The sequence below is a fragment of the Leucobacter luti genome (assembly GCF_004217175.1).
GTDB classification, from domain to species: domain Bacteria; phylum Actinomycetota; class Actinomycetes; order Actinomycetales; family Microbacteriaceae; genus Leucobacter; species Leucobacter luti.
Genome location: NZ_SHKI01000003.1, coordinates 239,380 through 265,962 on the forward strand (window position 1 = coordinate 239,380; position 26,583 = coordinate 265,962).

Consider the following 26,583-nt stretch of genomic DNA (forward strand, 5'->3'; position numbering starts at 1 on the left):
TTTGCGCTGGGGGCTTCGGGGAGACGGATCGACCGGGCTGGGGTTAGGCCTCCGCGGCGGCGGGTTCTCGCTTCGCCGCCGGTCCCGACAGGTTGTTCCAGCTCCGCTTGAGCAGCCGCTGCACCGATCCGTCGAGCACCACAGCGACCACCAGCGTGGCACCGATGAGGATCGTCTGCAGGAACTGCGAGACGCCCATGATCACCAGACCGTTGCGGAGCACGCCAACGAACAGCAGACCGGCGATCACGCCGCTGATGCGGCCAGCGCCGCCCTCGAGCGCAACACCGCCGAGAAGCACAACGGTCAGCGCCTGGATCTCCATGCCGGTCCCCACGGTCGGCGGGGCCGAGTGCAGCTTTGCCGAGAGCAGCACGCCAGCGATCGCCGCCGACACGCTCGTCAGCACGAACAGCAAGAACTGCGTGCGCTGCACGTTGATTCCCATGAGGTGCGCGGCCCGGCTGTTGCCGCCGATCGCGAGCATGTTGCGGCCCACGGGCATGCGGTTCAGCATGTACCAGGCGCCCGCGGTGAACAGGATCAGGATGATGACCTGCAGCGAGATGGGACCGAAGGTCTGTGTGCCGAGCGCGGTGAACGATTCCGGGAATCCGGTGACCGTTGCGCCGTCAGTGAGGAACAGGGCGAGACCGCCCCACACGCTCAGGAACCCGAGGGTGATCACGAGCGCGTTCAGCTTCAGGTAGGCGACGAGGAAGCCGTTCAACGCTCCGGCGATCACGCCAACACCGATGGCCGCAGCGAAGCCGAGCAGCGCGCTCCCGGTGCCGACCATCACGGTTGCGGAGACAATTGCGGAGAGACTCGCGACCGAGCCAACCGAGAGGTCGAGCGTGCCAGACATCACGAGGAACGCGAGCGGCAGAGCGATGAGCCCGAGCTCCGCGATCTGCAGCAGGATCGTCTGGCCGTTGTTGAAGGTGAAGAACCTGGGGTTCATAATCGCGAAGAACGCGATGAGCGCGAGCAGCGCGATGAACGTGCTGTTCTGCGCAACAAAAATCTTGAGACGGTTCATGAGTGCAGGTCTCCCGCTGGTGTGAGGTCTAACAGAGTTTCAAGTAGGTCAGCTTCGTAGCGGCCGCTGCGGTGAATCTCGCGGCTTGCTCCGTGCGCGAGGACGTAGCTACGGTCGCACATCGAGGCGATTTCGTCAGTCTCCGCGGACGCGACGACGATGCACACGCCGGTGTCGGCGAGCGCTCGAAGCGCAATTCTGATGTCGAGCTTCGCGCCGACGTCGACGCCCTGCGTCGGCTGCGCGAGCAGCAGCACGCGGGGCGCGACTGGGAACATCCACCGCGCGAGCAGGTGCTTCTGGCGGTTTCCACCGGAGAAGCTCATGATCGGGGCGTCCCCATCGGGGCCGTGCACGTTGAGGGTCTGCCTGATGCTCTCGTAGGCGACATTGATCTTGCCGCGCGAACGCCAGCCCTTCGCGAACCACGGCAGGTAGGTGTTGTCCTTGCCGCTCAGCCCGCCAACGAGGCCGTCGGTCTCGCGGTCGGCGGGGACCAGGTGCACGCCCTGGGCGATTGCCTGCCCGGGGCGTGCGGCGCGGTAGCGCGATCCGCTCAGCTCCGCGTCGACGCCGTCACGCAGCCCGAAGAGCGCATCAAGGAGGTGGAACTGCTCTCCCGCGGCCATGCCGTACAGGCCGACGATCTCACCGTCTCGGAAGCTGAGCTCAGAGCCAGCGGCCCGCACGGCGAGCCTGGCCTCACCGACCGTTGGCGCCCAGCCGCTCTCGCGCTGGACCCCCGGGGCGAGCGCCTGCGAGAGCTCTGCAACGCTCATCCCCTCGGTGGTGGCGTCCATCACCAGGGCCCCGCCGCGCAGTACGACGATCCGCTCGCAGACGTCGACGATGTCTGGGAGACGGTGCGAGACGTAGACGATCGCGGTGCCCTTCGCCGCAAGATCGCGAATGAGGGCGTGCAGCGCGCGCGTCTCGGCCTCGCCGAGTGCCGCGGTGGGCTCGTCGAGCAGGAGTACGCGCATGTCGCCCCGCAGGAGTCCGCGGGCGAGGTCCACCAGCTGCCGCTCGCCGAGCGAGAGCGCCCCCACCGGCGTGTGCACGGACAGGTGCGCTCCGCCGACGGTGCTGAGTGCATCCACCGCGCGCTTCGCGCGCTCAGCGCGCGACAGCCCAACCTGGCGGCCGAGGAAGAGGTTGTCGAGGATGCTCAGGTTCCCGGCGAGCGCCGGCTCCTGATGAATCACCGCGACGCCGAGCTCCGCAACGTCGCCCGGGGTCGCCCGGGGCGGCACTGCCTCGCCGTCGAGCGCGAGCGTGCCGCTCGTTGCGGAGATTGCGCCGGTCGCGACGTTGAGCAGCGTCGACTTCCCTGCCCCGTTGTGCCCGAGGAGGCCGACGATCTGCCCAGCGGGAATATCGAGATCGATTCCGTCGAGCGCGAGCGTCGAACCGAAGCGGACTCCGACGTTCGAGAAGCTCAGCCGTGGCGGCTGATTCGTAGTGGTTGTGGTGGCCTTCACACTCAGTCCTTCCCAGCAGGAAGGGGCGCGCGGGTGTTCCCGCGCGCCCCTCAGCTCGGGGCTAGTTGATGTAGAACTCGTCGGCGTTCTCCGCCGTCACCCGGGTCGAGGTGATGACGTTGTCTTCGACGTCCTCGCCCGCCGCCGCGCGGAGCAGGAGATCGGCGTTGCTCTCGGCCAGCTGCTGCGCCGGCAGGATGAAGCCGCCGCGCCAGATGCTGCCCGGGATCTTGATGACGTCGAGCGTCTCGTTCGTCGCGTCGGTTGCGCCGACGTAGTAGTCGGGATCGTCCTTGGCAACACCGCTATCGAGCAGCGACTGGTAAGCGCCGGCGGTGTTGTCGTTGCTGGTGCCCACCCACACCTGGGTGTCGGGAACGGCGACGAGGTGGCTCTTCGCCACACTGTTTCCCTCCTCGCGGGAGATCCCGGGGAGCTCATAGATCTTCGCGTTCGGCGCGTTCTCGGTGATCGCGTCGATGATGCCCTCGGTCCGGCCCTTGCCCAGATCGGAAGTCTTGTCTGCCACGACAGCAACGGGGACCTCGTCCTCGTCGGCTTTGTTCTCGGTGATCCACTCGGCGGCGGCGGCACCCACGAGGTAGCCGTCCTCGTAACTGTCGATGATCGTCCCGGCGACGGTGCCTTCCCAGCGAGTGGCGTAGCCCAGGACCGGAATGTCAGCCTGCGTTGCCTTCGCGGTCACCGGCACCATCGCGTCGCTCTGCACGGGGAACCCCATGATCGCCTTGACGTCGCCACGCTGGATCCAGGCTTCCCAGTCGGAGACCTGCTTCTGCACGTCCCACTGCGGGTCGCTCGTCAGGAACTCGTATCCGGCGTCCTCAATGATCGGCTCCATGAACTTCAGCTGATCGTTCCAGATGGTGATGTCCATGCCCGCGAAGCCCATGGCCACGGCGCCCTTGCTCGAGTCGCTGGTTGCGCCCGAATCTGAGTCGGCGGCTGCGCCGCACCCGGACAGCATGAGCGCCGCTGCGGCGCCCAGAGCGGCGACAGCGCCGGCTCGTCTGAACAACTTCTTCATTGTTTCTCCTCGATTGTGTGTCGTGCGTGCTGAGTTGGCTTAGTTGATGGTGAAGTCGACGATCTTGCGCTTGCCGACCGGCTGGGTCAGGGCGTGCACAGCCTCGACCGCGCGGGCCTGCGGGATGCGCTCGCCCACCATGAGGTCGAGCGGCAGCTGGCCGGCGAGGTACAGCCGCGCAATCTTTGCGAAGTCGACCTGCGGCCGCGACGAGCCGTAGTTGCAGCCGAGAATCCGCTGGCCGGAGACGATGAGACGCCAGGGCTTGATGGAGACCTCCGCGTCGCGAGACGGCATACCGACGAGCACCACGGCGCCGCCGGACTTCACGTACGCGACGATCCCCTCCGTTACCTGCGGGACCCCGATCGCGTCGAACGCGAAGTCGACGCCCGAACCACCGGCGATCCCGCGCACCCGGTCGACGGCGTCGGGATCGCTGCCGAGCACCGTGTCGGTCGCCCCGAGCTGGCGAGCGATCTCGAGCCGGTCCTCGGACAGGTCCACGGCAATGATCTTGCTCGCGCCGGCGAGCTTCAGCCCCAGAATGATCGCCTGGCCCACGCCACCGGCGCCCACCACGACCGCGGTCTGCCCGGCGCGCACGTCGGCGGTGTTGAGCACGGCGCCGATCCCGGTGGCGATCGAGCACCCGATGAGCGCGGCGACCGGCGCCGGGACCTCGCTGGGCACCTTGACCACCGCTGCGCGCGGCACTAGGGCATACTCAGAGAACGTACCGACGCCGAGGTACGGGCGCACCTCTTCGCCGTCGTCGGCGGTCAGCGGGGTGGTGCCGTCGGGCAAGCCGTTGCCGATCGCGCCGCTCTCCGCGCACAGCCAGCTCTTCCCATCGACGCAGGCCTCGCACCGCCCGCAGGGCGCGTACCAGGAGAGCACCACCTGATCGCCGACGGCGAGGTCCACGTTCTCACCCACGGCGGCCACGATGCCCGCGCCCTCGTGCCCGAGTGCGATCCGGTGATCGAACGGCCAGTCACCATTGAGTACGTGCAGGTCCGAGTGGCAGACGCCTGCGGCGGTCATGCGCACGAGCACCTCCCCCGCGCGGGGATCGCGCACCTGAATCGGCGCGATGTGGGGTTCTGCGTCGCCGCCGGCGAACAGGATTGCGTGTGCAGCGGTAGTCATATGCTCTCTCCTCATTGAAATCGTGTGCGGTGGGTGCGGCTCGTCAGCGTGCGTGCGCGCTCATCACGTGCTTGATGCGGGTGTAGTCCTCGTAGCCGTAGATCGACAGGTCCTTGCCGAGCCCCGACGCCTTGTAGCCGCCGTGCGGCATCTCGGCGGGGATCACCTGATGGCAGTTGATCCACACCGTGCCGAACTCGAGGGCGCCAGAGAGCTCGGTCGCGCGGCCGTGGTTGCGCGTCCAGAGGCTGGCCGCGAGCGCAAGGTCGACCCCGTTCGCAAGCTCGATCGCCTCGTCCTCGGTGTGAAACTCCTGCACGGTGAGGATCGGGGCGAACAGTTCAGACTGCACCACCTCGTCGTCCTGGCGCACGCCTGAGAGCACGGTTGGTTTCAGGAAGAATCCCGGCTCGGTCCAGTACCCGCCTGCCTCAACGACCACGTGGGCCGGCAGGCGCCCCAGCACCCCCTGCACCCGCTCAAACTGGGCGGCGCTGTTGAGGGGTCCGTGGAAGGCGTCCATAGTGTCGGGTCCGCCGGTGCGGAGCGTCGCGGTGTGCGCTTTGAGTCGCGCAAGGAACTCTGTCGCGACCGATGCCTCGACGAGGATCCGGGTCGCCGCGGTGCAGTCCTGGCCCGCGTTGAAGAATCCGGCCGCTGCGATGCCGCGCACGGCGAGGTCGAGATCCGCGTCGGCAAAGACGATTGCCGGGGCCTTCCCTCCGAGTTCGAGGTGCACGCGAGTGATGTTGCGGGATGCCGCGGCCATGACCTCCGCGCCGGCACGCACGCTCCCCGTGATCGCGACCATATCGGCGGCGCGGTGCTCGGAGAGCAGTCGACCGGTCGCGCGACCGCCAACCACCACGTTGAAGACGCCCGGCGGCAGCACCTCGGCGGCAATGCGCGCGAGCGCGACCGTGCTGCTCGGGGTCGTCTCCGCCGGTTTCAGGACCACGGTGTTCCCGGCGGCGAGCGCCGGCCCAATCTTCCAAATCGCCATCATGAGCGGGTAGTTCCACGGCGTCACCTGGGCGATCACGCCGACGGGCTCGCGCCGGATGAGTGAGCTGAAGCCCTCGGCGTACTCGGTCTGCGCGAGGCCCTGCGGTGCGCGTCCGAGGCCGGCGAAGAACCGCAGCTGATCGGCGGAGCGGAGCACCTCGAGTTCCCGTGTCACGGCGAGTGGTTTTCCGGTCTCGGTGATTTCAAGCCGCAGGAGCTCTTCGGCGTGGGCTTCGATCGCGTCGGCGAACCGCAGGAGCACCGCCTGGCGCTCACGCGGCGTGATCCGCTTCCAAGCGGGAAACGCCGCGTGGGCCACTGCAAACGCGCGCGTAACCTCGGCCTCTGACGCGGCACGGTACGTCTCGATCGCTTCTCCGGTGGCGGGGTTCACCGTGGTGAAGCGCTCGCCGGTCCCCGGGACCGCGACGGAACCGATACGGTTCACGATCGTTTCGCTCACGTTCCCTGCCCCCTCGACCCGGTGATGTGTGCAGCTCCAGGCGGGGCTCGAACGAGGCGCCGCTGCGACTGCATTTAACGTTAGGTCGGGATTCGGGATCAGTCCCGAGGCAATGGCACCGGGATCAGCGCGGCAGCTTGTGCGATTGCATAATTGCTCGCGCCGGTTCTGGGGCGAGCGCGACCGTAATCCACGCGGCGTCGCGCGGAACGGTCGGGTCGAAGCCGGTGAGCTCAGCGAATGCACGCAGGCGATTGATCACGGTGTTTCGGTGGCAGAAGAGGCGCTCGGCCGTTTCCTTCACCGATCCGGTAGCGAGGTAGGAGCCGACCGCCTCGAGCAGCCGACCACGCTCGTGCTCGGACACCGTGCGCAGTGCCGCATCGATCGCCTCCGTGTAGCGGGGGAAGACGCCAGCGAGGTGGGCGCGCGCCACGGTTGGCCAGACCTCCTCTTCGGTGGCGAGCACGAGCGGCACCCTGGGTGCGTGGCGCGCGACCTCGCGTGCAACGCGGGCGGCTCCGGGGACCCCAGCGAGCCCCTGAACGTCGCCGACGTACCCGCCGATGCCGGGAGCGTCCCTGCGCCAACCGTCGGTTGCTCGCTGCTCACGGAAGAGGATGAGGTCGCTCGCGCTCTCCGAAATCCCCACCCCCCGGTCAGCTCCGTAGCGCGCGATCATGGCGGCGGTTGCTTCCCCCATCACGGCCACCACCTCAAAGGTCGCGTCGGAGCGCATCCGGAGCCGCGTCGCCACGAGCTCGATATCGTCGGCCACGAGCGGGGTCTCGCCGAAGAGTCGCAGGATCATGCGCTGCCGCTGCGCGGCGTCTGTGCGGTCGATGCGCGAAGCCTCGGCGCGATACGCCTCGCGGAGCGCGTCGACGTAACCGTCGACCGTGTCGAGGAGGCGCATGGCGTTGGCGGCGAGCACCGCGCTACCGTCTTCGCCGGCGATGCGCTGGACGCGCAGCCACATCACCCGGAAGTCGATGCGCACCGCGCGCAAGAACGTGGAGAGCGGCACTCCCTGCTGAGCCCGGCGGGCTGCTAAGCGCTCGATCAGGCCCGCCGTGCCCGGTGGGTCGGGTTCGCTGCGCAGCCGGCGGATGAGGACCTCAAAGGTGTGCTTCGCGGTGTCGGCGATGTCCTGCTGATCTACTTGATCCCCGGGGTATGGTTCGGTTGCCCGAAACTCCCGCAAGAAATCCTCAACGAGATCCGGGAGCTCGTGGGTGAGCTGGCCCAGGATCCAGTCCCACGTAATGGGCCCGTTCGTCTCACGCTCGGCCCGATCAATCCCCCCGGAGTGCATACGCACAATGTTACCCGCGAGAGTGAGGGGCTTTGCCCAGCAGTGGGCCTGACGGCGGCCGCGATGATGGAGGCAGCAGGGCCGCGCGACCCGCGCGGATCGAATCCAGTCAAGGGAGCCACGTTCATGCAGATTGCCGACGCCGGGAACGATCACGACCTGGTCATTCTGAACGCGAACGTACTGACGCAGGATCCTGCTCAGCCGCACGCGTCGTCGATCCACCTGCGCGGCACCCGGATCGTGGCGGTCTCTGAGGCGCCAATCAAGGTTCCAGGCGCACGAACGATCGACGCCGGCGGCGCGACCGTCGCGCCCGGATTTAATGATGTGCACGCGCACAGTGTGTGGTTCGGGCTGACCCAGATTGAGCTCGATCTCAGCGCAGCGACCACGCTCGCAGAGTTTTACGAGCTCATCGCCGCATACGCGGACGGTATGGGCGCTGACGAGTGGGTCATCGCGGCGGGATTCAGTCACATCCGGCTCGGCGAGCAGTACCCGGATCGCGACGCGCTCGACGCCGCTGCTGGCGGGCGGCCCGTGTGGTTGAAACACAACTCGGGGCACGCGGCGTTCGTCAACGGGGTCGCGCTGCAGCTCATTGCCGCGGAGCGCAGCCTCACCGATCCCATCGAGGGCGGACTGGTGGTGCTCGACGAAGCGGGTCGGCCAACGGGCTTGCTCGAAGAGAACGCCATGTCGCTCGTGCAGAACCTCCTGCTGCCCTACCCGGTGGAGACGCTCGTGCGGGCGCTTGAACTGGCCACCGAGCAGTACGTGCGCGAGGGGATCACGAGCGTGACGGACGCCGGGATCGCAGGCGGCTGGATCGGCTACTCCCCGCGCGAGTTCGCCGCGTATCAGCTCGCACACTCGCGCGGTCTGCTCCACACGCGCATGCAGCCGATGTTCATCATCGACGCGCTGCACCCGGTCCCGGGGCACGGGGAGGAGCCCGCAGTACTCACACTCGACGGCGGAATCCACACCGGGTTCGGCGACGATCGGCTCCAGCTCGGCCCCGTGAAGATCTTCAGCGACGGCTCGCTGCTCGGCTCAACCGCCTCCGTGACCGAGCACTACATCGGCTGCCCGGGCAATCACGGCTACCTCCAGGAGAGCGCCGCCTCGCTGCGGGAGCGCGCACTCGCTGCCTACGCCGCGGGGTGGTCGATCGCCATGCACGCTATCGGCGACGCCGCCGTCGATCAGGCGATCGCTGTGATCGGTGAGGCCCAGGAGCGCTACGGCCGGCGCGCGATTCCGAACCGCATTGAGCACGCGGGCATCGTACGAGACGATCAGCTCGACCTCCTCGCTGACCTCGGCGTCGCGGTCACCCCGCAGCCGTATTTCCTGCACGAGTTCGGCGATGCAATGGTCGACCGGATCGGGGCGCACCGGGAGCCGCAGCTCTACCGCGCGAAATCGTTCGTTGACCGCGGGATCATGCTCCCCGGGTCCTCGGATCGCCCCGTCGCGCCCGGCAAGCCGCTCGCGGGCATCCAGTCGTTTGTCGAGCGGCGATCCGCGGCCGGCACCGTGATTGGCGCGGCAGAGCGACTCACCGCTGCAGAGGCACTCGCCGCGTACACGATCGGCTCTGCCCGGGCCACGGGTCAGGCCGCGAATCGCGGGTCGATCGAGCCCGGCAAGTATGCTGACCTCGTGTTCCTGAGCGAGGATCCCCTCGTGGTCCCGAGCGAGCGAATCAGCGAGATCGAGGTCGTCGCGACCGTGGTCGGCGGGGTCGTGGTGCACGGCGCGGACCGACTGGCGTAGGCGTACCGCGGCCGCCGCACCCCAGCCGCACCCCAGCCGCACCCCAGCCGTGAATCTGCCCCCAGAACCGGGGCTGAGCGCTTGCGGGCAGGGCCCGCACCCTACGCTTGAGAGCATGAACTGCCCCACGGACGGAACGACCCTGCTCATGAGTGAGCGTCAGGGGATCGAGATCGATTATTGCCCCCAGTGCCGCGGTATTTGGCTCGATCGCGGAGAGCTCGACAAGATGCTTGAGCGCGCGCAGTCGGAGGCGGAGGCGTTCGCCGCGCAGCAGCAGGCCGCGCAGCCGGTGGCCGCCCCGCAGCCCGTGCAGCAGGTGCAGGCCGCCCCGCAGCAGCAGTACCAGCAGCCGGTGCCGCAGCAGTACATGGACCCTCGACACGGCCAGCGCGGCGGCGACGATCGCCGCCGCGACGGCTACTCCGGCGACGGTCGCTACGGCGACCCGCGCTACAAGAAAAAGAAGAGCCCGTTCGACTTCCTCGGCGACATCTTCGAGTAGCCCCGCACCGGGCTCACGAGCGCGGCCCTCTGAATCGTCAGGGGGCCGTTGCTGTGCGCGCGATCGACTCGAGGATCGCGGTGATCCCCGCGCGGTACACGGTGAGGCCGTCGATGGCGAGCAGCTCGTCGCGGTGCGCGCGCACGTGCGGGAACGACGCGAGGTCGACCGAACCGAACGTGCTGATCCACGGGATCGAACCGTCACGAGCGGTGTCCCGGCGCACGAGCGCCTCCTGCGCGAGCGCGGCGCTCTGCGCGAGCGTGAATCCCGAGACCGCCGCGTACGCCGTGATCAGGTCGCGACCGGTCAGACCCGCCGTTGAGAGCATCTCGAGGATGAACTCGTCGGAGGCGACATCGCCCGGCCCGACCGGATCCACCATCGCCCACTCCGCGCCGATCGCGGGGTGCTCGAGGCTCAGCTCTGCCATGCGCGACACGAATCGCTCAAGCCTGCCGTGCCAATCGCCGGTGCTCGCCCGAGCGTCGGCGGTGGCGATCCCCGCGAGTCGGTCGAGCGCCGCGCGCGTCAGCTCGTCCTTGTTGCGGAAGTGCCGGTACATGGCGGTCGCGTCCACCCCGAGCGCCTCGCCGAGGCGTTTAAACGTGATCCGGGCCTGCGGTTCGCTGCTCGCGAGCTCAAGCACCGCGTCGACGATGGTGCGCTGGTCAAGGCGGCCTCGCTTCATGTGTGCCACCTCCGTGTGCTCGCGAGTGCGCCGCGAATGTGGCGCAACAGGGTCCCAGACAGTCTAGTCCGACCGCCCCGCCGGGACCTTCGTGGCACACACCGCCCGCACCGGGCGGGAATCTCGCGCCGCGCGTGGTCAAATAGACCCATGACCCAGCTCCTCGCGCCATCCTCCGCCCCGCGACTCGGCGCGTTCGCCGAGGGAGCGCTCACCTTCCGGCTCCTCGCGCTCGGGTTCCGGATCATCGCGTTCGCCGTGATCCTGACCGGGATCGTGCGGATCACCGGCGCCTTCACCGCAGACCCCTCCTGGGGTGCGCTGCGGTTCTACACGGTGTTGAGCAATCTGCTCTGCCTCGTTTGGGTCGCGCTACTCATCGTGCGCACGGTGCGCGACATCGCGGCGACCGGCCCACGCGGGCACTCGACCCCGTCGGCGCGCTGGAGCGGTGCGATCATGATGGCGATCACGGTGACGTTTCTCGTCTACCTCATCGTGCTGGTCCCCGCGACGTTCACGCAGGACAGCGACTACGCACCGTTCTCGCTCACCGACAACCTGATCCACATCATCACGCCGATCCTGCTGATCCTCGACTGGCTGGTGTTCGTGCCGAAGGGGCGGCTGCGCTGGTTCGACCCGCTGCTCTGGGCGCTCATCCCCTACGCGTACCTCGTGTTTGCGCTCGTGTACGGCGGTCTCGGCGGCGAGTTCGCGCCGGGTCTGCGATACCCGTACCCGTTCCTCAATGTCGATGCGCACGGGGTCGGCGGCGTCGCGCTGTGGATCCTGGCGCTGTCGGTGGCCCTGATCGGCGTCGGCTACGTCTACGTCTGTATCGACCGACTGCTCGCGCGGGCGGTGCGAGCGCTGAGCTCGCGCGGGTAGCGCCCACGGGCAGCGCCCATTGACTACACGTGAAGCGCAGAATAGTCTCACAGGTGTTGTGTGTGGGCGAGGGGGCCCCGCCACTGCCCGGTATCTCGCTCCCGCGCTGCGCACCGCAGCATCGGGGGATGACGTGGGATCGAAGCTGTACGCAATCGGGGTGGGCGGGCTCGCCGCACTCCTCGCACTCTCGGCCGCGGCACCGGCGGGCGCGGAGCCGCGCGTCGCCGCGGCCCCAGCGGTCGGCGACTTCCCGCCACCCGCCATCCCCGATGCCGGGTGCACCGCGGGCACCGTGTTTACTGTCTCGGCGGCGGAGGGCACGGGCGAGGGCTCCTTCTACCAGGCCGTCTGGGCAGCGAACGAAAACCCGGGCATCGACAGCGTTGTGATCCCCGCCGGCATGACCGTGGTCGCCGACTACACCGTCCCGCTCACCGAATCGGTTCGCGTGTGCGGCGCCGACGCGGCCACGTCGAAGATCCTCCTCGCGAGCCCGGATCCCGAGCACCGCCTCGAGACGCCGCCCGCAGACGCGCTCACTCCCCGGTTCAACGATCCCGAGTGGATCCCTGACTACTACGGCAGCCTGCTGGACGCCACACTGCTCGTCGACCGCCCGATCTCGGCAAGCATGTCGTCACTCACCATCGATGGCCAGCTCGACCCAGACGGCAGCTTCTTCGAGGCCGTCTTCGTCTCGAGCAGCACCGACCGCGACGTGCCGCTCGTGTACCGCGATCTGACACTCTCGGGCCTCGGGAGCCTCGCCAAGGTGCGCGCCGACAGCGGCTCGATCTACGCGGACGGGCTGCGCGTTGACTCGACGATCTCCGGAAACCACACCTCACTCATCGACACCCAGACCCTGCACGGCGAGCTCTCGCTCACGAACAGCACGCTTACCGGGCTCGACACGGCGGCAGTGACCGTCTGGGACGGGTACCTCGGCGACGATCAGCGCATCACGCTCGACCACGTCACCCTCAGCGACGGAAACGCCAGCAACACGCTCAACCAGGCCTCGCTCATCGCCGTGCCCGGCGTGCTCGGCCGCGGCGAGCTTGCGGCCGATATGCCGAGCGCCACTGATCCGCTCCTCGTGCTCAACGAGGTCACTGTGACGAACGTGTTCCCCGAGCCGGATCTGCCCGCCGCGCAGCCCTCGGTCGTCGCGCTGCGGCAGGTCTACGGCGACGTCCTCGTGGCGAACACGAGCATCTCTCAGCCCGCGCAGGATCGCGCCCACGGCTACGGCCAGGCCGCGATCGCGCTGCAGGGCGTCTCGGGGCGTCTCGCAGTGGTGGACTCGTCGCTCACGGACCTGCTCGGATCGGCGATCGACTACCAGGCGACCGGCCGGTGGGAGCAGAGCGACCGCATCGGGCTCACGATTGAACGCAGCGACGTCGCGCGCGTGGGGCGCCTCGACGACGGATCGACCCCGGCGGTCACCGCCCACATCGCCACGAGCGATCCGCTCACCGAGCCCGTGCTGCAGCTCACCGACTCGCAGTTCGTCGAGCTGAGCACCAGCGAGGGCCCCGGCGGCGTCATGGTGAACTTCAGTGCTGCGGTGCCCGCGCGGGCCGCGGTCGCCCGCGTCGCGTCGGAGACCGTCCCCGCGGTGAAGGTGAGCGGCACCACGTTCGCGAACAACGGGGGGCGCGAGGCAAACGACCTCGTGGCCGGCGTGTTTGGCGACTGGGACGCCGACGCCGCCGCGGTGGAGATCGAAAACTCCACGTTCTCCGGCACGCAGGGCGGCGAGGGCTACGCCGAGCAGGCCGTGCAGGTCTACTCCGCGGCGGGCGCCCTGCGGCTCACCGAGGTCACGATGCACGGCCTCGGCGTGGCACAGGCGGGCATGGGCGAGGACAACGTGACCATGCAGGTCGCAAACTCCGCGATCCAGACCGGCGACGGCCTGAGCGCCATGCGCGCGGAAGACGCTGCCGTCCCCGTAGCGACGAGCACCACGGTCACCGACGCGAGCGGCGCGGCGCTGGGCGCCGACGCGGCAACGGCGGCCGCGATGGGCCTCTGGGAGCTCGCCGAAAACGGAGGCCAGGCATTCCGCGATGGCAGCACGATCCTCACCCACCTCCCCGCGACGTCCTCCGTGCTCGTGGACAGCGCGGCGGCCGCGGCGGCAACCGCCACCGACCAGCGCGGCGTCGCCCGCCCGCAGGGGCCAGCGCCCGATCGCGGGGCGGTGGAGGTGGTGCTGAATGAGGTCTCCGCGATGCTGGGGCTCGACGGATCCGCTCGGGTGACCGCCGGAAAGCCGGCCACGCTCACCGCGTCGCGCACCGGTTCTAGCGCGGGCGAGGTCTCCGCGACCGTGCGTCTCTCAGGCGGAGCCGCAGCGCGCGCCGCCGACGGCGCCGCGATCGCCGGGACCGACTACGTGGACGACACCATCGTGGTGCGCTGGGCCGACGGGGAAACCGCGGACCAGACGTTCACCATCAAGACCCTCGCACGCGGGGAGGCCGGAACGCGCACCCTCACCGCCACGCTCGAGGACCCGAGCGGAAACGCCGTGCTGGGGGATGACACGAGCGCGACGGTCACCATCGTTGAGCGCGCCGCGGCGAGCACTGACCCGGCCGAGCCCACCGACCCGAGCGAGCCGGGCACGGCCCAGCCGCCCGCCGGCGGAACCGACGGGCTCGCGACCACCGGTGGCGAATCGCCCGCCGCCTGGTTCGCACTCGCGGCCGCGCTCGCCGCGGCCGGCGGCGCAACCCTCGTCGCCTCCCGCCGGAGCGCACGCTCCAGGGTGTAGTTCCGTACACGCAGTGGGCCGGGAGTCACCCTGTGACTCCCGGCCCACTGCGTGTAAGGTCTACTCGACCTCGGGGGCGCGCACCGCGTGGCGGTCAGCGACGAGTGCATCGCGCACGCGTCGGCGCAGCACCTTGCCGATGAGCGACTTGGGGAGTTCCTCCCACACGATGTACGTGCTCGGGCGCTTGAACTCGGCGAGCTGCTCGCGCGCCGCGGCGCGCACGGCCTCCTCGTCGAACACGGCCCCGGGCTCGAGGATCACCGCGGCCGTCACCACCTCGGCGCCGCCGCCGCGCGGCACACCCACCACTGCGGACTCGGCGATGCCGGGGACGCCGTTGATCACGCGCTCCACCTCGCTCGGCGAGACGTTGAAGCCGCCCGTGATGATGAGCTCCTTCTTCCGGTCGACCACGGTAACAAAGCCGTCGTCGTCCTGCACCACGAGGTCGCCGGTGCGCAGCCAGATCCCGTCGTGCATCGCTGCGGCGGACTCCTCCGGGCGGTTCCAGTACCCGTGGAACACCTGCGGGCCGGCGATCAGCAGCTCCCCCACCTCTCCGAGTGCGACCTGCCGGCTCGGATCCTCCGGGTCGACGACGCGGATGTCGGTCGAGGGGAACGGGATCCCGATCGCGCCGATCCGCCGCGACTCGGTGAACGGGTTGGCCAGCGCGACCGGGCTCGTCTCGGTGAGCCCGTAGCCTTCGTTGAGCATGCTGCCGGCGAGCGCCTCCCAGCGGTCGACGATCGCGGGGGTGAGCGTCATTGCGCCCGAGATCGCGTACACGACGCCGCTGAGGTCGAGCTTCCCGTCGCGGGCCACCCGCGCCAGCCGGTCGAACATCGGGGGCACGGCCGGCACGAAGGTTGGCGGGAAGCGCTTCGCGGCCTGCGACACGAGCTCGGGGTCGAAGGTGGGAAACAGGACCGCGCGCGAGCCGGTCTCCACCGAGTAGATCACCGAGAGCAGCACGCCGAACGAGTGGAACATCGGGAGCAACCCGTAGATGCTGCCCTCGCCGCGCGTGAAGTCGGGCATCCACGCGGCCCCCTGGCGGGCGTTCGCCCACAGGTTGCCGTGCGAGATCATCGCGCCCTTCGGCGTGCCCGTGGTTCCGGAGGTGTACTGCAGGCAGGCGATGTCGTCGCGGCCGGGGCGCGGGTGGCTGGCGGGCAGCGGCCGGGCGCGCTCGAGCTGCGCGAACGGCACCGTGCCCGTCGTCTGGGTGGTGAGCTTTGCGCGCGACTCGCGCGCCTTGCTGATCGGGAGCCGGAGGGCCGCACGAGTGGCGAACGGCATGGCGCGGGTGACGTCGAGCGACACGATCGTCTCGATTCCCAGCTCGGCGGGCAGCGCCTGCACGCTGGCGACCACGTTGCTCCACGCGACCACCACGGTGGCCCGGTGGTCGCGGAACTGCACCTCGAGCTCGTCGCGGGTGTAAAGCGGGTTGTGCTCCACGACGACGGCGCCGAGCCGCAGCACCGCGTAGAACGCGATGACGTGCTGCGGAGCGTTCGGCATGATGAGCGCGACGCGGTCGCCGGCCTTCACCCCGAGGTCGGCGAGACCCTGGGCCACGCGCGCCACGCGGTCGCCCAGGTCGCGGTAGCTGACCGTCCGGCCGAAGAAGCTGATCGCGTCGCGGTCCGCCCACTGCGTGCAGCGCTCCTCGAGCAGATCAACGAGGGAGCCGGTGACCGGCTCGACATCGACCGGGGTGCCGGGAGCGTAGAACCGGTTCCACGCGCGAGTTTCGTTCAGGTGCATGCCTCAAGGGTAACGGGCACCCGAGTAGGGTGTGCGCGCCGCCGAGCCGCGCCCACAAAAACCCGCGGGGCTCGGCTCGCGCTCAGCCGAGCCCCGCGGGGCAATTCGCGGATCGCCTGATCCGCTGGGTGGGGCTAGAAGTCCCAGTCCTCGTCTTCGGTGGCCTCAGCCTTGCCGATGACGTAGGAGGAGCCCGATCCCGAGAAGAAGTCGTGGTTCTAAAGGCCCCTTATGGGGAGGGGTGAGTTTGGCTTAAATAAAGGGATCCCGCCCCGTAGCTTCCCACTGATTCCGGGCCGTGCCCACAAAAATGTGGGCAAAATGTGGGCACGGGATCGCCCCCAATGGCCTCGCTTCATTCCCGTTGATGCTGTTGTTCGATTCGAGCCGCCAGCCTCCCCAAAGATCAACGTAACCTCCGCAACAACGACGACGAGCGCGTCAAGATCGCGGGCGAGAGCGCGGTCTCGGAGACAGCGAAAGCGAGGCACGAGCCACAGGCAGGCACCCACATCAGGACCCGATTTCTCGAGCACTAGCGACCTATCCACAGGACTGCGCAGCGTCTTCTCGATAGACGCAAAAGAACCCTCACCCAATATCTGGGCAAGGGTTCAACGTTCAGCGCTTAGTACTAGCTACTGCGTGCCAGCCTTGTCGGCCTCAGCCTTAGGTTCTGGCGCCTTCGGTGCCTCAGGATTGGCGACCGGCTTCTGCTTCTCTTCTTTGTTGGACATGCTGTCCCACTTTCTGTTTGAGCCCCGAGAATCCTCGGCCCTCAAGCCTGACCATACGCGAGTAATGCGCCGCGCACTGTCACCCTGACAGTCTTGACAGGAAGCCCAGAACTCGGCGCTGGGTCAGCTATGGGCGCAACGCTCCGCCTTCATCCAACCATTCTGAAACCTGCCCTGCTTCGCCTTCACTAGTAGCATCCCCCGCTTGGCGAACAGGCAAGTCCGCCTTGGGCGCAAATACAACGGATTCTGCCAGTTCAACAACCGCAGCTTCTCGCGCGGTCTCCCTTTCGAACAGGTCTTGGAAGATCGCCGTGGCTTCGCGTTGGTGCTGCTGAACCAGGTTACTAATTTCCAGAAGTAGATCCGCAATCACCTCCGCAAGCCCGTCACGCAGCAATTCGAGCGACGAGTTCTCGATCTGAAGGCGCCGGTCAGCAACCGTCAGTCTGACGTCCGGATACCCCCGGCCAGCAAGATAGACACGAGACCCGGCACTGACGATTGCATCCACTTCCTCCTGCTCTGGGCGGCGGGTAAAGATAGCTTCCACCGTATACAGTTCTGGCGCCTGCTCACTTTGAAGAGTGTCTGGCAAGGATCCGACGAGGACCGTGCTTAACCCCAGAGAAGTGTCGTTGGTTTCTAATGATGAGTTCATGAGATCTCTCCTTACTTTCACCCCAGCAACCCTGGCTACGAAAAGACGAGCAGCGAAACCAAGAGAGCCTCACTGTCCACACTTGCAAGAGGGGACCCTGCGACCATGAAGTACGTCTGAGAACGACGTGAGAGTCACTGAGTATTGAACCGGGCCCCTATTGCCCACAGTACGCTGCTTCTGGAACGCAATACCAAAGTCACAGGAAGCACGGCCCCCTCGCCCGAGGCTGTTAGCCCGGCTCGGGTCCATTAACAGCCTTTCAGAGACGGTCTTTAGCGTGCTCGGCTCCGTGAGACTCGCCCACCGGCATCGCAAGGACCTCTTCTGCAACTGACAGAGAGCCTGAAGTGGCTGCAAACTCGGCCACAAGTTTGCGGTTTGGACCCGGAAGGGCTCACTCTGCCGCTAGACGCTGCGTGTCACTTGGCATGCGGGCAAAGCGAGCATTACTGTTTTCGCTGAGTGCCTGTCGCGTTTAGTCCCTATCCCCGGAGCATGCTTACGCGGCGGGCACCGCTGTGTTTCAAAACCGTGCAACTCTTGACCAAACTCGATGCACGCGCATCATTCTAGGTAGAGTTTCACTGAATGCCCGCCGGATCCCCGCATCATTACTGATGCTCGGCGGGCTTTCTTGCATCCGGCATCCTTGACGGGCGCCGGAGTAACACCTAGGCTCACGACAAGTGCCCGTCGCGTCTCGTCTACCCCGGACCATGCCCACGCGATGGGCATGACCATTCCCCCAGAACAGAGCGCACTGCCTCGCTCGGTGCTGAACTCGCGAGGTACCTGCTCAGCAGGGCAGGCTAGGCGGGCAGGATGAGTTCGGGCCCGTCCCCACGGAGCGGCTTCACCGCATACTCTCGCAGCTGCTCGCTGATCGGGAGAGACGCGTCAGAAACAGCACCCATCAGCAGTTGGTCACCAACCGTGTCCGGGTCCAGCCAGTCTCCAAGGAGCTCATCCGACATGAACACGGGCATACGATCATGCAAGGGCTCCATCACCCCGGCTGACGCGCGAGTGAGGATTGTTGCAGTGAGGTGCCAGCCCTCATCGTCGCCGGCGTCGGGCTCGTGCCACCAGGAGTAGAGGCCCGCCATCGGGATAATCGGGGCTGGACCAAAGATCGCGTGCGGGGTGCGCTGCGTTTTCGGGCCAGTCCATTCGTAGAACCCCGTGACAGGGATGATGCAGCGGCGGTTCTTCACCGACGCTTTGAAGCTCGCTTTCTCGGCGGCCGTTTCTGAGCGGGCGTTGAACGTCGGGAACTTCGTTTTCAGTTCTTTCGACCAGATAGGAACGAGCGACCAGTATGCGTACTCGAAGCGGTGCGTCCCGTTCTTGTGGTCAGTGAACGCTACAGGCAGAGGTTGGGTGGGTTTCAGGTTCCAAGTCGCCTGATACCCCTCGGGGCGTTGCTCGAGCCAGCTGGCAAGCTCCGTCCCCTTGGCAACGTCCATGTTTTCGTCGTAGTCAACGATGACTCTCCCGCACATGCGTTCAGAGTACGCGCATCCTTCAACGACGAACAGTCACCGCATCGCCCAGAGTTACGCCAGACGGGCAGCGAAAGGTGTTGCTTTCCGCGCGGGCGTGGACCCGCGCCGACGCGATTCGAACGGTTATACGTTCCCAGCCTCGCCAGTGAGCCGCTCACGCAAGACCGATGCGCGCAGGATATCTCCCTCGGAAAAGCGAACTGCCGCCTCATCGCCGGCGTCTTGTGCTTCCTTGATTCGAGCAAACGCATCAGCAATCTCAGTGTCGAGTCCACCCGTCACGATGTCCTGAATGAACAGCGGGAGCCGCAAGAATCTCTGATCAGCCATTACTCAAAGGTAATACATAGATACCGGGGCTTGCCAGCCCCTTTTGCAGCACACGGGGGAAGAATGGTGCCTGGCGAAAGCGGCAAGATAAGGACAGGACCAGCGTGGCAATCAGGGCAAGTGAAGAGTTCGGGGAACAACACTCCCGCTTCGACGCGTCCGCCGCAGAAGACACACTCCGCGAGCTCGAAGAACAATACGCCGCCGGCCAGATCGAACGCCACGCCTACTTCGAGAAGAAACAGTCACTCGTGCGACTCTTCCTCAAAGCCACCACGAACCCCACGCGCCGACACCGGGAAGAGAACTACGACGGCCTCTAAACGCAAAAGAGGCCCCCTGTAGTGTCCCGGAGGACACCACAGGGGGCAATGAGTACCGCGACTACTTGGTGCGCCAGCCGGCCTAGCTCTTTTCTAGTTCTCAACAAACTCGATACTCCGCTCGTTGCCTGCACGCAACAACCACTAATCCCGAGGCCCACTGCGTATCCTCTCGGCGAAGCGACATACATACATCTCGCTACCTGGCCCGAGGCTGTTCTTGTGCGCTCTCCGCCGAAGTCGCAAAGGCAGCAAGGAGCCAGCATGTGCGACAGTCGGTGGCCCAGCCTCTGCTTTCATCGGCAACATGAACCAAGGACCACCTTTTCTGCGCAGCAAGCACTCAACGCGCCCCTCATTGGTACGCTCGGCAACAAGGGTGGGGGCCATACAGATCTGGAGATAGTGCATGAAAACAACGAAGCCCCTGATCGCGACGATGCTTGCGGGCGCTCTTCTCGCGACTGCCACGCCTGCGATCGCGTCCGTGCCAGACCAATCCGACACCGCTCAATCAATTGAGCTTTCGTCAGGCCAGGCGCAAGAACTACAGGAAGAAATGCAGTCAAATGGGGTACTCCCATCTGACCAGGGCCCCCTTCTTGAGGGACTTGAGGCGGGGGTGCTCCCTGAAGCGGATAGGCCCGGTGAAGTAGAGCCGGTCTCAGTAGAGGAGATCGTGGATGGAGACTCCACAGAGGTCCGATCGACCTACTCTGATGGCTCGATAGGCATTCTCACGGTAAGTGGTGGAGAACACACTACGGACACGGCGTCGGGAGTGATCCAAACAAGGGCCGCTGCCCCGATCACGTATGTCAAGGGAGCCAGGATTGCATACGACGGCATTAGCTTTGCCTACTCGTTCAAAGCCAACTACCACTACCGAAAGACAACTCGCATCACAAAGGTCAGCCAAGCCGTTGTGCACCGTGCGATCGGGCACAGCATTTCTGGAAAGTCCTTGCGGGTAATCACGGAGAAATCTACCTCGAAGTCAAACCCGGCAATGGCGCAGTTCAGTTTCGACATGACTGCTTTCAACGTTCTCTGGTCTCGAACCGTTACCCTCACACTCAAAGGCCATGGGTCCTGGTCCAACGTTTCAACAAATCTGTAACTCCAAGACGATAGAGAAAGGTTGCATGAAATGACATTCGCTTTCTACGACGTCCTTTGGACAGCGGTTTTGGTTCTGCTCGTCGCGGGCGCCGCCTGGCTGGTCATACGAACGATTCGCAAACGGTCAAAACGAGACCGCTAGCACTAACCCAGCAGGCTCGAGCCGGCAAGCACCAAAGCGCCCCCTCACCTACCCAAGAAGGGCGAGTGAGGGGGCGCCAGCTTACTCTCCGTGGCGCGGCTCGTACGTCGGGTTCGTGGGATAGCCGAGCAGCCACCCAAACCACGCCCAACGCTGCGACAGGGCACGCACGAGCGCGTAGTACGAGGCCGTGAAGATCGTCGCGAACAGCAGCGTTACGGACTCCGCCGTTGCCGCGTCAAGCTGCAGGCCAGCCTGCGCGAGATAGGACAGCACCAGACCGACAACGGCCGGCACGACCGTCCGTACGAGCGCCTTCAGTACATCGCCAACAGTTTCAGTCATCAGTTCTCCTTCGGTGGTTGCAGCGTGTTCTCGATGTCTTCGACGCGCTCGTTCAGGGCCGCGTCTCCGGTCTCCATCAGCGTTTGTAGAGCGTCGACCTTGTTCTCAATCCGCACCGTCGCATCTTTGATCGACGTGCCCGAGTTGAAATGGGTTTCGTGGTGGATGTCTTTCACCTGCGACTCGATACGCACCACCTTCTGTTCGATGTCGGAGATCGTGCTGAGTTTTGCGGGTAGGTCAGCGAGCGCGTTCACCGTGGCGACAAAGCGGTTCAGCCACGGCCACATCTTCACTCCGAAGAACGCGAGCGCGATGACCGCGAGCGCCCAGAATCCGAGCTGCACGGCGCTCAGGTCTCCAAGGAGCACCCGCAGTTGGTCCTCGCTCACTTTTCCCAGTAATCAGTGACGGTGCGGATCGCACTGACCTTCACTGGCTTCGCCCCCACGGGCCGCACCTGCACCCGCAACCGCGTCTCCGTGTTCGCACCCTTCGCGGAGAGGTCGACCGGCCACGCGTGCACGCCCTTGCGGTCATAGCGGGCGATCACCGACCCTGACGACTTCGCAACGCGCTCCGTCTTCGTGTTGACGGTGTCATACACGAACCGGGCCTCGAACTCCCCATCCGTGTGGATGATCGCGTTCGTCGTCCCGACACGACGCTTCGCACCCGGGTGGAGGATCGTGACGTGCCGCTTCTCGTTGATGTGCAGCGTCGTCCACTTACCCGGCGCGCACACCTGCCCACCGTTGTATTCCTTTGTGCTGTGCCGTTCCGGCATGGGGTCCTCCAAGATGATCGGTGCGGGCGGTGCCGGCACGATGATGTTCGGTATCGAGACAGGCGCGCACACGCGCACCCCGTTGAGGTCTTCCGACCAGAACCGGAAGACAGAGTTGAACGCCCGCTCAACCTCTTCGATCGTGCGGAACCACTCCCCACCGATGCCCTCACTCGGGGACGAATAGAACCCGCGCTGCCCGATCCCGAAAGCGTCGGGAGTCGTGACGACGACGTGCCCGTAATCCTCATACGTGTACCGCTGCTCGATGTAGTTCCAGTACGTTCCCCAGTGGGAGAACCACACCACCGCGAGCGCGTCCGTAGGAAAGTTCCGGTCATAGTGCCGATACTGGGTTTGGTTCGCCGCCGACGTCGCCGAGTGCGGGCCACCCCCAGCACCCACAACCTTCTGCGCCTGAATCAAGCAACCACCGGCCGCTGACTTCGCCTCAAAGTTCGGGCTGATGAGTGTTCTGTAGGCCATGAGAGCTCCTGAAATAGGAGAGCCCCGCGGTTAGGCGGGGCTCGAATCGTCGGGGGCTGGGTTTCTGAGGGCTCGGACCGCGGCGAGGATCATCCCGTCAGTGATGACTCCCGGGTCCGCGCCTGGCTCTTCGTTGCCAGCCGCGAGCGCGGACGCGTAGGCCGCATCCCACCCGGGCTGCGCGGACAACTGCCACGCCTGAGCTTGCGCCCAGAACTGGGGGTCGGGGCTTTCTCGGTTGCTGCGCACGCGGTGACGCGGAGCAGGATGTGGGTGTCGCCAGCGAGGCGAGCCTGCGTGAGATATGACATGTTTTGCTCCTTCATGAGCCCACCGGGTTACGGGAGTAGATAGGTGACCGATCCATAGGCGTCCACGTTTGACAGCGCTTCCGAGAAGATGACCTGCACAGCACCGCCGGAAACACGCATCTGCCCGAAGCGGCTGGTGCCACCCGACTTGTACGCGTTCCCCACACCGAGGGTTCCGGCTGGCGCGTACTCCGACCCGATCGCGGCAACAGTGAGATACGTGTTCGCCGCGACTGTGATCGGGAACGCCGACATTTTCACCATGATCGAGTTGCCCTTGCGGACAACTGTCACAGGCGCCCCGATCGAAGACGGGAGCATAACGTTGCCCACGGTGTCACCAGGAAACGCCGCCTGCGAACCAAAGGCGAAGCGATCGCCTTGGTGGACGATAGAGCTCAGCACGTTTCCCAACGCGTCGTATACCGTGATCGCGGTCCCGAACACCTCAAGCCGTTCACCAGATTCAGCTGTAGCCAAGCGTCCAGAGAAATAGTTCTCGGCACCGTTCAGGCGCGCAGTTCGGGCGCCGAGTGAGTTAAACAGTTCAAGCCCGTCATCTTCAGTGAGACGCCACCCCGCGGTGGGCTCGACCTGAGCGAATACCGCTGTCTTGATCTCCCATTCCAGCGTGGCCCGTTGCGCGTATGCAGTTGGGATCGAGTCTGTGTAGGAAGCTGGATAGCCCCCATACCCGAGACCGACAAGGGCGCTTGTACCCACCCACTCGGCGTCCTGCACGCCGGACCTCGTGCGCCTGCTCCACGATGCACTCGTCGTAGTTCGGTTCAGGCCCGTCCCCGCTGCCGTATACGTTGCCCGTACCCGATACCGAACCTCCCCGGTGTACGAGGCGTTCCACCACGCGTTCAAGCTGCCTGCAGATAGCTGCGCACTACTGATTGGCACCGACACCAGAACGGCAAGAGTGTCAGCACGTACGATTTCGACAGATGCGGCAGCAAGGAACGAACGAGAATACTGCCCCGGCACGGTGTACTCGAGCCGAATATTCCACCGCTCCCCTGCGGCAACCATAACTACCGAAGAGTTTGTCAGGTAGGTAGTTCTCGAAACATCAGCGTTGCGGGCAGGTTCGGTAACCTCCGCGAAGGACGGGTCAAACCTACCGCCGCTCCCATACGTAAACGTAAGCGCGCTCTGGTTGACGAACTTGTACGGGTTGTTGAACCCGCGCGAGGTCTGCCTCATCCACGCATAGTTCGGCATGACCGCCGTACCGGTCTTTCGCACAAACGTGCGGGACCGTAGCTCGGCCACGACCGACCCACGGTTTCTGGTAGTCACGGTCACGCCCGACGCATTCGGCATCGTCCATGACTGGTCCCAAGTGATCGTGTCACGTTGCAGAACCGCTGCATCCCCCAGGTGCCCAGACGCGATCCACGCAGTGTCAATCTGTGACTCGAAAGCTGGGTCTGCGAGCTTGTTTGCGCCGGTCCCCAACCGCGACGACGAGGCAATGGTTGGCGCTTCGATGTACCCGCCGAAGAACTGCCCATTCCGAATTACCTTCGCATCGAGTGCATCAGTAGACAGGTTGGGAGCCGAAACGATTCCATCCGCGAGCCGGATCGCCCCTTCATCACTCGGCACAATGAGTTCGTCAGCGAGGTACTGGGCGTGCACCCAAGCGCCACCGTCCCAAACATTTGCCTCGTAGGGCTTCCCGTTCTCACGTACCCGGACGAGTTCCGCACCAACACGGACCCCGTCATCAGGGAGAGTGGGCACGATCTCGCCGCCGTCGATCTGCCGATACCTCGCGTTGCCAAGCGCAGTTTCCGTCGCGTAGGACGCATCCACAGCTGCCTGCTCCGCGGCTTCTTGCGCCTCGTCCACCGCGCGGTTAACTCCGATGGCGTCCATTGCGGCTTCGTGGGCCACTTCACCAGCATCAGCGATTTCTTCCCACCGATCCGTGCCCTCCTGGATCGTCTCGTTGACGAGTTCTGACGCATCAATCTGGTCATCGATATCAAGGCTGGGGCCTTCAAGATAGATGTCGAGGTTGTCTGCCTGGTCCTGGTCCAGAAGGTCGAGCGCTTCCTGCTGCAGCTCAGACAGTTCCCCAGCTTCGACCCCGCCAACCAGGGCTTCGTCCATCGGCACCGTGTTGTCGCCCACATCAATCGTGGATCGCACGACCTGCCCTGTGCGGGCCTGCGCAGCCCGCTTACGCGCCTCGGCAGCCCGCGCTTCAGCGTCACGCCACAGCAACACTTTGCGCTTCAGTGGGATGCTCATACGTCTCCTAGCTTCAGGTCCGCCTCGTCCAGGCCGATCCACTCGATCTCTTCGATCCGGCGCCACAAACGAACGCGACCCAGATGCTCAATCTCGGCGTCGATGAGGATCTCGTCTCCCACACCAAACGTGCCCTTCTCAGCGTTCGGGTGAGAGGCATCCACGCGGATCGCGTCCACGCTGAGGCGCCGCATCCGCCGCCGCAGCTCCGCACGGGCCGCTACCTCCAACGAGGCCTTGCGGGTGATGTGCTTCATATCGACCGCGACAAGCTTTCGACGGCGCGTGTCCGTCGCCCCCACAGTCACTCTGAGCGCGTCACGCCCCTCACCCGCACCGATCGCGAGGACCGTGTTCGCGTACTGCGACACATCGGACTCGACCACGACCGGCTCAATGATGTTCGCCTCGCCCACGAACCTGAGATTGGTTTGCCGGCGACCCACGCGCGGCACCAGGCGGATCTGCTTCAAAACCCTCGTACGGTCAGCGTTCCAGCCAGACCACTCGTACCATTCCCACCCGGCTTCATCGATGGCTTCTTGCATCTCCTGCGAGCTGTCGGGGGTGTCCCACCACAGAATCTTCCACGCGCCACCGTCTTTCTGAGCCTGCTCCTTCGCAGCGTCGTGCTTGTCTTTGGCAAGATCCAACGCTTCTTTCGGCGCTTCCTCAGCCTCTTTCAGCGCCTCGTACTGTGCCCGCAACGGCTCGATCACGACAGCCTTGTTGGCTAGGACTACCTTGATCTGCGCGTTCTTCGTATCGACAGGAGCTTTTGCAGCCTCCCGAACCGGGTTCAGCGCTTTCACCACTTCAGCTTGCGCGTCGATCGGTTCCTTCATCGCGTCCACCGCAGCCTTCGCAGCAGCGATCTGCGCGTCAGGGGCTTTCGCTTTCACGAGCGCGTTGTACGCGTCCCGCTTCAACGCCCGCTCCTTGTTCAGCGCCGTATACGCATCTCGAGCGGGCTTCTGCTGCTTCACGACCGCCGCGTACGCGTCCCGCAACGGCTTCGCTTCATCGTTCAAACGTTTGATCTGAGCGTCGTACGGAGCGGACCGTTTCTTAAGCTCCGCATACTTCGCTTTGCGCTTATCCGCCGCAACCTTGTGAACCTGCTTCGCGGTCTCCCACACCAGCTTCGCGGCCGCAGCTTTCTCATCAGAGTCAGTGCCCCGCACCACACCCGTCATGCCCTCAACGGTCACCCCGAAGCGTGATGAGGTGAAGCGCTGCAGGCTCCCCCAGAGCTCCCGCACCACAGAAGCCATATCGACCTTCACACCGCGGTACTCCCCCTCGTAGGGGTGCCCCGAGAGAGGCGAAGAAAACCCCGCCCCCTCGATCTTCCAATCAAACCCATCCACTTCCGAACGCGTCACCACCCACGTTCCACGGATCACCCCGTCAGCTTCCTCATGGATGAACGTCGCGTACGGGTCGATCAGCTGATCCGTCCCAGCAAAGCGGTATGCGTCCGCCACCGGGACGACGGTGCCCGAGAACCTGCCCGCCCCGCACAATGCCTGCCCTGCCCCAGAAACACTGATGGGAAGCTCCAACTCGAGGAACTTCCCATCAGAAATGCGCTCAACAATGTAGCGAAGCATCTCAC

At 65.7% G+C, this 26,583-nt stretch carries 23 protein-coding genes; 6 read left to right on the forward strand and 17 right to left on the reverse strand.

What is annotated here, in order from left to right; all coding sequences use genetic code 11:
- Positions 1-43 precede the first annotated feature (43 nt).
- The 6 genes from EV139_RS04160 to EV139_RS04185 form a co-directional block, all read right to left on the reverse strand.
- A complete protein-coding gene (locus EV139_RS04160; protein WP_130453063.1) occupies positions 44-1,042 on the reverse strand; it encodes an ABC transporter permease in 999 nt (332 codons plus the stop codon).
- Positions 1,039-2,523, reverse strand: coding sequence for a sugar ABC transporter ATP-binding protein (locus tag EV139_RS04165; protein WP_130453064.1), 1,485 nt, complete (start codon positions 2,521-2,523; stop codon positions 1,039-1,041). Before EV139_RS04165 ends, EV139_RS04160 begins: the two co-directional genes overlap by 4 nt.
- A 61-nt stretch (positions 2,524-2,584) precedes the next feature.
- Positions 2,585-3,571, reverse strand: a complete 987-nt coding sequence (locus EV139_RS04170; RefSeq protein ID WP_130453065.1) for a sugar ABC transporter substrate-binding protein — start codon at positions 3,569-3,571, stop codon at positions 2,585-2,587.
- 39 nt (positions 3,572-3,610) lie between these two features.
- On the reverse strand, positions 3,611-4,723 hold the full coding sequence (locus tag EV139_RS04175; RefSeq protein ID WP_198677446.1) for a zinc-binding dehydrogenase: 1,113 nt from the start codon (positions 4,721-4,723) through the stop codon (positions 3,611-3,613).
- 43 nt (positions 4,724-4,766) lie between these two features.
- Positions 4,767-6,191, reverse strand: a complete 1,425-nt coding sequence (locus EV139_RS04180; RefSeq protein WP_130453067.1) for an aminobutyraldehyde dehydrogenase — start codon at positions 6,189-6,191, stop codon at positions 4,767-4,769.
- Between the two features lie 124 nt (positions 6,192-6,315).
- Positions 6,316-7,506, reverse strand: coding sequence for an RsbRD N-terminal domain-containing protein (locus EV139_RS04185; protein ID WP_130453068.1), 1,191 nt, complete (start codon positions 7,504-7,506; stop codon positions 6,316-6,318).
- Between the two features lie 126 nt (positions 7,507-7,632).
- Here EV139_RS04185 and EV139_RS04190 point away from each other — a divergent pair, with 126 nt between their 5' ends.
- Positions 7,633-9,291 (forward strand): amidohydrolase, encoded by a 1,659-nt coding sequence (locus tag EV139_RS04190; RefSeq protein WP_198677447.1) that lies wholly within the window; start codon positions 7,633-7,635, stop codon positions 9,289-9,291.
- Positions 9,292-9,406: 115 nt separating this feature from the next.
- Entirely contained in the window at positions 9,407-9,796 is a 390-nt protein-coding gene (locus tag EV139_RS04195) for a TFIIB-type zinc ribbon-containing protein (RefSeq protein WP_130453069.1), read from the forward strand.
- Positions 9,797-9,833: 37 nt separating this feature from the next.
- On the opposite strand, the gene EV139_RS04200 is transcribed toward EV139_RS04195, so the two are convergent.
- On the reverse strand, positions 9,834-10,487 hold the full coding sequence (locus EV139_RS04200; protein ID WP_130453070.1) for a TetR/AcrR family transcriptional regulator: 654 nt from the start codon (positions 10,485-10,487) through the stop codon (positions 9,834-9,836).
- A 150-nt stretch (positions 10,488-10,637) separates the two neighbouring features.
- On the opposite strand from EV139_RS04200, the gene EV139_RS04205 reads away from it, so the two are divergent.
- Both EV139_RS04205 and EV139_RS15805 read left to right on the forward strand, forming a co-directional pair.
- Complete coding sequence (locus EV139_RS04205) at positions 10,638-11,378, forward strand: Pr6Pr family membrane protein (RefSeq protein ID WP_198677448.1); 741 nt, start codon at positions 10,638-10,640, stop codon at positions 11,376-11,378.
- 133 nt (positions 11,379-11,511) lie between these two features.
- Complete coding sequence (locus tag EV139_RS15805; RefSeq protein WP_157992982.1) at positions 11,512-14,169, forward strand: choice-of-anchor Q domain-containing protein; 2,658 nt, start codon at positions 11,512-11,514, stop codon at positions 14,167-14,169.
- A 60-nt stretch (positions 14,170-14,229) separates the two neighbouring features.
- On the opposite strand, the gene EV139_RS04215 is transcribed toward EV139_RS15805, so the two are convergent.
- From EV139_RS04215 to EV139_RS04230, 4 genes are all read right to left on the reverse strand, one after another.
- The gene (locus EV139_RS04215) at positions 14,230-15,945 is read right to left on the reverse strand and encodes a long-chain-fatty-acid--CoA ligase (protein ID WP_130453071.1); all 1,716 of its coding nucleotides are present in this window, start codon (positions 15,943-15,945) and stop codon (positions 14,230-14,232) included.
- Between the two features lie 864 nt (positions 15,946-16,809).
- On the reverse strand, positions 16,810-17,343 hold the full coding sequence (locus tag EV139_RS04220; RefSeq protein ID WP_130453072.1) for a hypothetical protein: 534 nt from the start codon (positions 17,341-17,343) through the stop codon (positions 16,810-16,812).
- 812 nt (positions 17,344-18,155) lie between these two features.
- Positions 18,156-18,848 carry an SOS response-associated peptidase gene (locus EV139_RS04225; protein ID WP_130453073.1) on the reverse strand — a complete coding sequence of 231 codons (693 nt, stop codon included), beginning with the start codon at positions 18,846-18,848 and terminating at the stop codon, positions 18,156-18,158.
- A 126-nt stretch (positions 18,849-18,974) separates the two neighbouring features.
- A complete protein-coding gene (locus EV139_RS04230; RefSeq protein ID WP_130453074.1) occupies positions 18,975-19,181 on the reverse strand; it encodes a hypothetical protein in 207 nt (68 codons plus the stop codon).
- 104 nt (positions 19,182-19,285) lie between these two features.
- Between EV139_RS04230 and EV139_RS04235 the strand changes: the two genes are divergently transcribed.
- Together EV139_RS04235 and EV139_RS04240 are read left to right on the forward strand one after the other, a co-directional pair.
- Positions 19,286-19,504 carry a hypothetical protein gene (locus EV139_RS04235; protein ID WP_130453075.1) on the forward strand — a complete coding sequence of 73 codons (219 nt, stop codon included), beginning with the start codon at positions 19,286-19,288 and terminating at the stop codon, positions 19,502-19,504.
- Between the two features lie 409 nt (positions 19,505-19,913).
- Positions 19,914-20,624, forward strand: coding sequence for a hypothetical protein (locus EV139_RS04240; RefSeq protein ID WP_130453076.1), 711 nt, complete (start codon positions 19,914-19,916; stop codon positions 20,622-20,624).
- A 225-nt stretch (positions 20,625-20,849) separates the two neighbouring features.
- Here the strand turns inward: EV139_RS04240 and EV139_RS04245 are convergent, their stop codons facing one another.
- From EV139_RS04245 to EV139_RS04265, 6 genes are all read right to left on the reverse strand, one after another.
- Positions 20,850-21,113 (reverse strand): hypothetical protein, encoded by a 264-nt coding sequence (locus EV139_RS04245; RefSeq protein WP_130453077.1) that lies wholly within the window; start codon positions 21,111-21,113, stop codon positions 20,850-20,852.
- On the reverse strand, positions 21,113-21,505 hold the full coding sequence (locus EV139_RS04250) for a hypothetical protein (protein WP_130453078.1): 393 nt from the start codon (positions 21,503-21,505) through the stop codon (positions 21,113-21,115). The genes EV139_RS04245 and EV139_RS04250 overlap by 1 nt, the downstream gene beginning before the upstream one ends.
- Positions 21,502-22,386 (reverse strand): hypothetical protein, encoded by an 885-nt coding sequence (locus EV139_RS04255; RefSeq protein ID WP_130453079.1) that lies wholly within the window; start codon positions 22,384-22,386, stop codon positions 21,502-21,504. Before EV139_RS04255 ends, EV139_RS04250 begins: the two co-directional genes overlap by 4 nt.
- Before the next feature lie 30 nt (positions 22,387-22,416).
- Positions 22,417-22,575: a hypothetical protein gene (locus tag EV139_RS15810; RefSeq protein ID WP_157992984.1), complete on the reverse strand. Its 159-nt coding sequence runs from the start codon at positions 22,573-22,575 to the stop codon at positions 22,417-22,419.
- A 149-nt stretch (positions 22,576-22,724) separates the two neighbouring features.
- A complete protein-coding gene (locus EV139_RS04260; RefSeq protein ID WP_130453080.1) occupies positions 22,725-24,965 on the reverse strand; it encodes a hypothetical protein in 2,241 nt (746 codons plus the stop codon).
- Entirely contained in the window at positions 24,962-26,578 is a 1,617-nt protein-coding gene (locus EV139_RS04265) for a hypothetical protein (RefSeq protein ID WP_130453081.1), read from the reverse strand. Before EV139_RS04265 ends, EV139_RS04260 begins: the two co-directional genes overlap by 4 nt.
- Positions 26,579-26,583 lie beyond the last annotated feature (5 nt).